Here is a 1,264-nt window from a genome sequence, read left to right as displayed (position 1 = left end):
AGCCGGACCCGAATCGAAGCCTTGCGTGAGGCCTTTGCTACCCGTGTGGTGGTGGCTGACGGGGCGATGGGCACGATGCTTCAGGCGCAGGATCCGACGCTTGAGGACTTTGAGAATCTCGAGGGTTGTAACGAGATCTTGAATGTGACGCGTCCGGACATTGTGCGGTCGGTTCATGAGGCCTATTTCGAGGTCGGTGTCGACTGTGTTGAGACGAATACGTTCGGTGCGAACTTCGCGGCGCTGGGGGAGTACGACATTCCCGAGCGGGTTTTTGAGCTGTCCGAGTCCGGGGCGCGGATCGCGCGTGAGGTGGCGGACGAGTTCACGGTGTCGACGGGGCAGCAGCGGTGGGTGCTGGGTTCGATGGGGCCGGGTACCAAGCTCCCCACTTTGGGCCATGCGCCGTATGTGAAGTTGCGGGACGCGTTTCAGCGGAACGCGGAGGGCATGATCGCGGGTGGCGCGGACGCGCTGCTGGTCGAGACGACTCAGGATCTGCTGCAGACCAAGGCTGCGGTCCTGGGTGCCCGTCGGGCCCTGGACGCGACCGGTATCAATCTTCCTGTGATCTGCTCGGTGACGGTGGAGACGACCGGGACGATGCTGCTTGGCTCGGAGATCGGCGCTGCTTTGACTGCGCTGGAGCCGCTGGGTATCGACATGATCGGTCTGAACTGCGCCACTGGCCCGGCCGAGATGAGCGAGCACCTGCGTTATCTGGCCCGGCACTCCCGTATTCCGCTGTCCTGCATGCCGAACGCGGGGCTGCCGGTCCTGGGAAAGAACGGCGCGCATTATCCGCTCTCGGCGGGCGAGCTTGCGGACGCGCAGGAGACGTTCGTTCGCGAGTACGGGCTGTCGCTGGTGGGTGGCTGTTGTGGTACGACGCCGGAGCATCTGCGGCGGGTCGTGGAGCGGGTGCGTGGTCTGGCTCCGGCCCCGCGTGAGCCGCGTCCGGAGGCGGGTGCGGCGTCGCTGTACCAGACGGTGCCGTTCCGCCAGGACACCTCGTTCATGGCGATCGGTGAGCGTACGAACGCGAACGGGTCGAGGAAGTTCCGTGAGGCGATGCTGGAGGGCCGCTGGGACGATTGTGTGGAGATGGCGCGGGATCAGATCCGTGAGGGTGCGCACATGCTCGATCTGTGCGTGGATTATGTCGGCCGGGACGGCGTGGCCGATATGGAGGAGCTGGCGGGCCGGTTCGCTACCGCGTCGACTCTGCCGATTGTGCTGGACTCGACGGAAGTCGACGTCCTTC

The 1,264-nt window shown here is 65.2% G+C and carries 1 protein-coding gene; it reads left to right on the top strand.

What is annotated here, in order from left to right:
* Positions 1–1,264: homocysteine S-methyltransferase family protein (locus tag ACWDO5_RS35305; RefSeq protein ID WP_450534618.1), on the top strand; the 1,264-nt coding region annotated here is incomplete at both ends.

The organism is Streptomyces sp. NPDC000880, from assembly GCF_053599675.1.
This window is presented reverse-complemented; position numbering and strand designations above follow the sequence as displayed.